4 protein-coding genes are annotated in these 6160 nt (G+C 71.6%); 1 reads left to right on the forward strand and 3 read right to left on the reverse strand.

Translation table 11 applies throughout. The features are described from left to right. Positions 1-21: 21 nt before the first annotated feature. Complete coding sequence (locus ACTJI1_RS07925) at positions 22-1788, reverse strand: proline--tRNA ligase (protein ID WP_310129108.1); 1767 nt, start codon at positions 1786-1788, stop codon at positions 22-24. Between the two features lie 57 nt (positions 1789-1845). On the opposite strand from ACTJI1_RS07925, the gene ACTJI1_RS07930 reads away from it, so the two are divergent. Then, positions 1846-3297, forward strand: coding sequence for an RNB domain-containing ribonuclease (locus ACTJI1_RS07930; RefSeq protein WP_440742157.1), 1452 nt, complete (start codon positions 1846-1848; stop codon positions 3295-3297). Positions 3298-3301: 4 nt separating this feature from the next. On the opposite strand, the gene ispG is transcribed toward ACTJI1_RS07930, so the two are convergent. Both ispG and ACTJI1_RS07940 read right to left on the reverse strand, forming a co-directional pair. Continuing rightward, on the reverse strand, positions 3302-4435 hold the full coding sequence (gene ispG / locus ACTJI1_RS07935; RefSeq protein WP_310134900.1) for a flavodoxin-dependent (E)-4-hydroxy-3-methylbut-2-enyl-diphosphate synthase: 1134 nt from the start codon (positions 4433-4435) through the stop codon (positions 3302-3304). Positions 4436-4523: 88 nt separating this feature from the next. Next, a complete protein-coding gene (locus ACTJI1_RS07940; RefSeq protein WP_310134897.1) occupies positions 4524-5846 on the reverse strand; it encodes a M50 family metallopeptidase in 1323 nt (440 codons plus the stop codon). Between the last annotated feature and the right edge of the window lie 314 nt (positions 5847-6160).

Below are 6160 nucleotides of genomic sequence, written 5' to 3' on the forward strand. Positions count from 1 at the left end.
GCGGGCCGGCTGCGACCGGGGCTAGGCCGTCAGCTCGGCGACCGCCTCGGCCACCGGCAGAGTGCGCCGGTCACCGGTGCGCCGGTTCCACAGCTCGACCTCGCCGTCGGCCGCGCCGCGACCGACCACGAGCACGCGCGGCACGCCGATCAGCTCGGCGTCGCCGAACTTCACACCGGGCGACACCTTCGGCCGGTCGTCGTAGAGCACGTCGAGCCGGGCGTCCTCGAGCTGGCCGATGATCTCCTCCGCCAGGTCGTAGGCGACCTGGTCGCGACCGGTGGCGACGACGTGCACGTCGAACGGAGCGATCGACTCGGGCCAGACCAGCCCGCGGTCGTCGTTGTTCTCCTCGGCGAGGATGGCGAGGATGCGCGTCACACCGATGCCGTACGAACCCATCGTGACCGTGACGAGCTTGCCGTTCTCGTCGAGCACCTTGAGGCCGAGCGCCTCGGCGTACTTGCGGCCGAGCTGGAAGACGTGGCCGATCTCCATGCCGCGGGCGAGCTCCACCGGTCCGGAGCCGTCGGGCGCCGGATCGCCGGGCTTGACCTCGGCGACCTCGACCACCCCGTCCCACGAGAAGTCGCGGCCGGCGACCAGGCCGAAGACGTGCTTGCCCTCGATGTTGGCGCCGGTGATCCATCCCGAGCCGTCGACCACGCGCGGGTCGACCACGTAGCGGATGCCCGTGGCAGACTTCTCGCCCAGCACGGGGCCGTCGGCCGACCAGGGGCCGATGTAGCCCTTCACGAGACCGGGGTTCTTGGCGAAGTCGTCGTCGGTCGCGGCGTCCACCTCGGCGGGCGCGAAGGCCACCTCGGCGCGCTTGAGGTCGACCTCGCGGTCGCCCGGCAGGCCGACGACGACCAGCTCGCGGGTTCCGTCGAGGTTGGTCAGGGCCAGGACCACGTTCTTCAGCGTGTCCGCCGCCGTCCAGGCGCGCCCGTCCGGACGCGGGTGCTTCTCGTTCGCCACCTCGACCAGCGTCTGGATCGTGGGCGACCCGGGGGTGTCGAGCACCTCCTGGGGCGTCAGCTTCTCGTACGAGCGCGCGGGAGGCGCGATCGTCGTGAACGCCTCGACGTTCGCGGCGTACCCGCCGGGCGAGCGCACGAAGGTGTCCTCGCCGACGGGCGTCGGGTGCAGGAACTCCTCCGACCGCGAGCCGCCCATCGCTCCGGCGTCCGCCTGAACGATGACGTACGACAGGCCGAGCCGGGTGAAGATGCGCTCGTAGGCCTCGCGCTGGGCCATGTAGCTCGCGTCGAGTCCCTCATCCGTGGCGTCGAACGAGTACGCGTCCTTCATCGTGAACTCGCGGCCGCGCAGGAGGCCGGCACGCGGGCGGGCCTCGTCGCGGTACTTGTCCTGGATCTGGAAGATGGTCAGCGGCAGGTCCTTATAGGACGAATAGAGGTCCTTCACGAGCAGGGTGAAGACCTCCTCGTGCGTCGGCGCGAGCAGGTAGTCGGCGCCCTTGCGGTCCTGCAGTCGGAAGATGCCGTCGCCGTACTCCTCCCAGCGGCCGGTGGCCTCGTAGGGCTCGCGCGGCAGCAGCGCGGGGAAGTGCACCTCGTGGGCGCCGGCGGCCGCCATCTCCTCGCGGATGATCCGCTCGATCTTCTCCTTCACGCGCAGCCCCAGCGGCAGCCACGCGAAGATACCCGGCGCCTGGCGGCGGATGTAGCCGGCGCGCACCAGCAGGCGGTGGCTGGTGACCTCGGCGTCCGAGGGGTCTTCACGGAGGGTGCGGAGGAAGTAGTTGCTCAGGCGTGTAGGCACCGTTCCATGTTAAGGGGAGCCGGAAGGCGGCACGGCCACGGAGACTAGGGTGGCGGCATGCCCGACCGCAGGACCCGCGTCGCCGCCTCCCCCGCGGCCGCACCGCTCGCCGCATCGCTCGCCGCGTTCCGTCAGGAGCTCGGGCTGCCGGAGGCGTTCCCGCCCGCCGTCGAGGCCGAGGCGCGCGCGGCCGCGGCCGCGCATCCGCTGCCGGACGCCGATGCGACGGACGTGCCGTTCCTCACCATCGACCCCGCCGGGTCCACCGACCTCGACCAGGCGATGCACCTCTCGCGCGCGGGCGACGGCTTCCTGGTGCGGTACGCGATCGCGGACGTCCCCGCCCTGGTCGCGCCCGACGGGGCCGTCGACCAGGAGGCGCGCGGCCGCGGGCAGACCATCTACGCCCCGGACGGACGCGTGCCCCTCCACCCCGACGTCATCGGCGAGGACGCCGGCTCGCTGCTCCCCGACGTCGTGCGCGGGGCGTTCGTCTGGGAGATCGCCCTCGACGGCGACGGCCACCAGACGTCCGCGCACGTGTCGCGGGCGCGCATCCGCTCGCGCCGCCGCTGGAGCTACGAGGAAGCGCAGGCCGCGCTCGACGACGGGAGCGCGCCGCCGGAGCTCGCGCTGCTGCGGGAGATCGGGGAGGCCAGGATCGCGTGCGAGCGCGAGCGCGGCGGAGCGAGCCTCAACACGCCCGACGAGGAGGTCGTCGTGCGCGACGGGACCTACGCCCTGGAGCGGCGCGCGCCGCTCCCGGTCGAGGAGTGGAACGCGCAGCTGTCGCTCCTGACCGGGATGGCGGCGGCGCAGCTGATGATCGAGGGCCGGGTCGGCATCCTGCGGACCATGCCCGCGCCGACCGACGAGGCGTTCCAGACCTTCCGCGCGCAGACGGTCGCGCTGGGCCTGCCGTGGGCCGAAGGGATGCCGTACGGCGCCTACCTGCGCACGCTCGACCCGGTGCACCCGCTGGCGGCGGCCGTGCTGCAGGCGGCCACGGCGCTGTTCCGTGGCGCCGGTTACGTGGCGTTCGACGGCGAGCCGCCGCACGACCCGCAGCAGGCCGCGATCGCCGCACCGTACGCGCACGTCACCGCGCCCCTGCGGCGGCTCGTCGACCGCTGGGGCCTCGTGATCTGCGAGGCGCTCTGCGGCGGACGTCCGGTGCCCGAGTGGGCGCGGACGTCGCTCGGCACCCTCCCGTCGATCATGGGCGCCTCCAGCCGCCTCGCCGCTCAGGTCGAGGCGGGCGCGGTGGACCGGGTGGAGGCCGCGCTGCTGAGCTCGCGCATCGGCGCGGAGCTGGGCGCGACGGTGCTCGCGGTGCGCAACGGGACCGTGCTGGTGCAGCTGGACGAGCCGGCCGTCACCGCGTCGACGCCGCGCTGGGACGGCGTCGAGCCGGGCGACCGGATCCGTCTCCGCGTGATGGCGGCCGACATCGGGACCGGACGGGTGGCCTTCGAGCCGGTACCGTCCGACGCGGTCCGTCAGCCCTGACGGTTCAGTGAGCCCCGACGCTGACCGTCGGCTCGCCCGACGGGCGGTCGGCCATCTCGTCGGCGAGGCGGTTGGCCTCCTGGATGAGCGTCGCGACGATCTCGGACTCGGGCACGGTCTTGATGACCTCGCCCTTGACGAAGATCTGGCCCTTGCCGTTGCCGCTCGCGACACCGAGGTCGGCCTCGCGGGCCTCTCCGGGGCCGTTCACGACGCAGCCCATGACCGCGACGCGCAGCGGAACGCTCATGCCCTGGAGGCCCTCGGTGACGCTGTCGGCGAGCGAGTAGACGTCCACCTGCGCGCGACCGCAGCTCGGGCAGGAGACGATCTCGAGCTTGCGCTCGCGCAGGTTGAGCGACTGCAGGATCTGCAGGCCGACCTTGACCTCTTCCGCCGGCGGCGCCGAGAGCGACACGCGGATGGTGTCGCCGATGCCCTCGCCCAGCAGGATGCCGAACGCGGTGGCCGACTTGATGGTGCCCTGGAAGGCGGGGCCGGCCTCGGTGACTCCGAGGTGGAGGGGCCAGTCGCCGCGCTCGGCGAGCATCCGGTACGCCTTCACCATCACGATCGGGTCATTGTGCTTGACCGAGATCTTGAAGTCGTGGAAGTCGTGCTCCTCGAACAGGCTCGCCTCCCAGACGGCCGACTCGACGAGCGCCTCCGGGGTGGCCTTTCCGTACTTCTCGAGCAGGCGGCGGTCGAGCGATCCGGCGTTCACGCCGATACGCAGCGAGACGCCCGCCGCCTTGGCGCGGCGTGCGATCTCCCCCACCTGGTCGTCGAACTTGCGGATGTTGCCCGGGTTGACGCGGACGGCCGCGCACCCGGCGTCGATCGCCGCGTAGACGTAGTTGGGCTGGAAGTGGATGTCGGCGATGACCGGGATCTGGCTCTTCTTCGCGATGATCGGCAGCGCCTCGGCGTCGTCGCGGCTCGGGACGGCCACGCGGACGATGTCGCAGCCGGACGCCGTCAGTTCGGCGATCTGCTGCAGCGTGGCGTTGATGTTGGTCGTCGGCGTGGTGGTCATCGACTGCACGCTGATCGGGGCGTCGCCGCCGACCAGCACTTTGCCCACGCGGATCTGGCGGGACTTGCGACGGGGGGCGAGGGTTTCGGGGACTTTGGGCATCCCCAGATTGATTGCTGCCACGTCCCCAATCCTACGCGGCTGCGTGGGAGTCGGCTGGGCACCCGGTGCGCGCGACCCGTGCGCCCGGTCAGCCGAAGAGGTTGACCGGCTTGACGATGTCGGCGTACATGAGCAGGACGCTCATCCCGCCCAGCACGATCACCACGGCGAAGGTCAGCGGCATCAGCTTGGCCATGTCGACCGGGCCCGGGTCGCGGCGCCGGAACAGCTTCGCGAACGTGCGCCGCAGTCCCTCCCACAGGGCGCCGGCGATGTGGCCGCCGTCGAGCGGGAGCAGCGGCACCAGGTTGAACACGAACAGCGCGATGTTCAGCGAGGCAAGCATCCCGATCATCGTGTAGACCTTGTCCACCACCGGGACGCCGTCGAGCGCGGTGAGCTCACCCGCCGCGCGGCCGATGCCCACGACGCTGATCGGGCCATTCGGGTCGCGCGGCGCCGAGCCGAAGGCGGCGTTCCAGACGTCGACCATCCGCTGCGGCAGGTGGGCGAAGACGTTGACGACAGCCCCCGTCTGCGCGCCCACCGCCGGGAGCACCGCGGTGATGGGCTGCGGGACGAGCTTGGCGACCGGGCCGATGCCGACGAACCCGACCGTCAGCGTCTCGATGCCGCCGGCCGCGTTCTTGACGACCGCGCCGTTCGCGTCGGTCTTGGCGACCTTGTTCACGACGGGCGTGACCTGCACCGTCCGCTGCTCGCCGTCGCGGCTGAGCACCACCGTGAGCGTCTGACCGGCCGACTTGCGGATGATCGCGGTGGACTGGTCCCAGCTGGTGATCCGGGTGCCGTCGATGCTCACGATCGTGTCGCCGGGCTTCAGCCCCGCGGCGGCGGCCGGCCCCTGGGTCGCGTCGGCCGGGCACGCCTTCGCGGTGCTCCCGGCGGGCAGCACGCACTGGCTGACCGTCGCGACGGTCGTCGAGCTCTGCGGCGCACCGAAACCCATCAGGAGCACGCCGAACAGCAGCACGCCGATCAGGAGGTTCATGAACGGGCCGCCGAACATGATGACGATGCGCTTCCAGACGGGGAGGCGGTAGAAGGTGCGCTCCTCCTCGCCGACGGCGACCGTCTCGGAGCTCGCGACCCGCGCATCCTGCACCATCTGCTGCATGAACCCGGTGGTCGCGTTGCGCCCGCGGCCGCCGTCCTTGCCCGGGGGGAACATCCCGATCATCGAGATGTAGCCGCCGAGCGGGATGGCCTTCACGCCGTACTCGGTCTCGCCGCGCCGGAACGAGAACAGCGTCTTGCCGAAGCCGATCATGTACTGCGTCACCTTGACGCCGAACAGCTTGGCCGGGACCAGGTGTCCGATCTCGTGCAGCGCGATCGACAGAGCGACGCCGATCAGGATGATGACGACGCCGAGGACGAACAGGAGCACGGAATCCACGGCTTCAGGCTAGCGGCGTACGCCTTGGAGCTGGCCGCGAAGCCGCCCGGTGCGCGCTATGCCGCGGCTGGGAAGTCGGGGTGCCGCCGCGGCGCGGCGACCCGCGCCTCGCCCTCCCGTCCTGCGTCCCTGTTCCGCGTCCTATCGTCGGAGATTCAGCGCGAATCCCTCCGGATCTCCCTCCAGAGAGCGCTGTGTCGGAGATTTGGACACCTTTCTCCGACGATCGGCCGGTGGGGAAAGGTCGAGGCGGCCTACGGCCGGCGTCCGGGCAAGCGCAGGCTGCACCCTCCGTCCGGTCCCCT

Origin of the sequence: Leifsonia sp. 22587 (assembly GCF_052044215.1) — a bacterium.
Classification (GTDB): domain Bacteria; phylum Actinomycetota; class Actinomycetes; order Actinomycetales; family Microbacteriaceae; genus Leifsonia; species Leifsonia shinshuensis_C.

Coding starts and splice junctions, on each gene's coding strand:
- ACTJI1_RS07930 (WP_440742157.1), top strand. CDS start 1,846: ATGCCCGACCGCAGGACCCGCGTCGCCGCCTCCCCCGCGGCCGCACCG.
- ispG (WP_310134900.1), bottom strand. CDS start 4,435: ATGCCCAAAGTCCCCGAAACCCTCGCCCCCCGTCGCAAGTCCCGCCAG.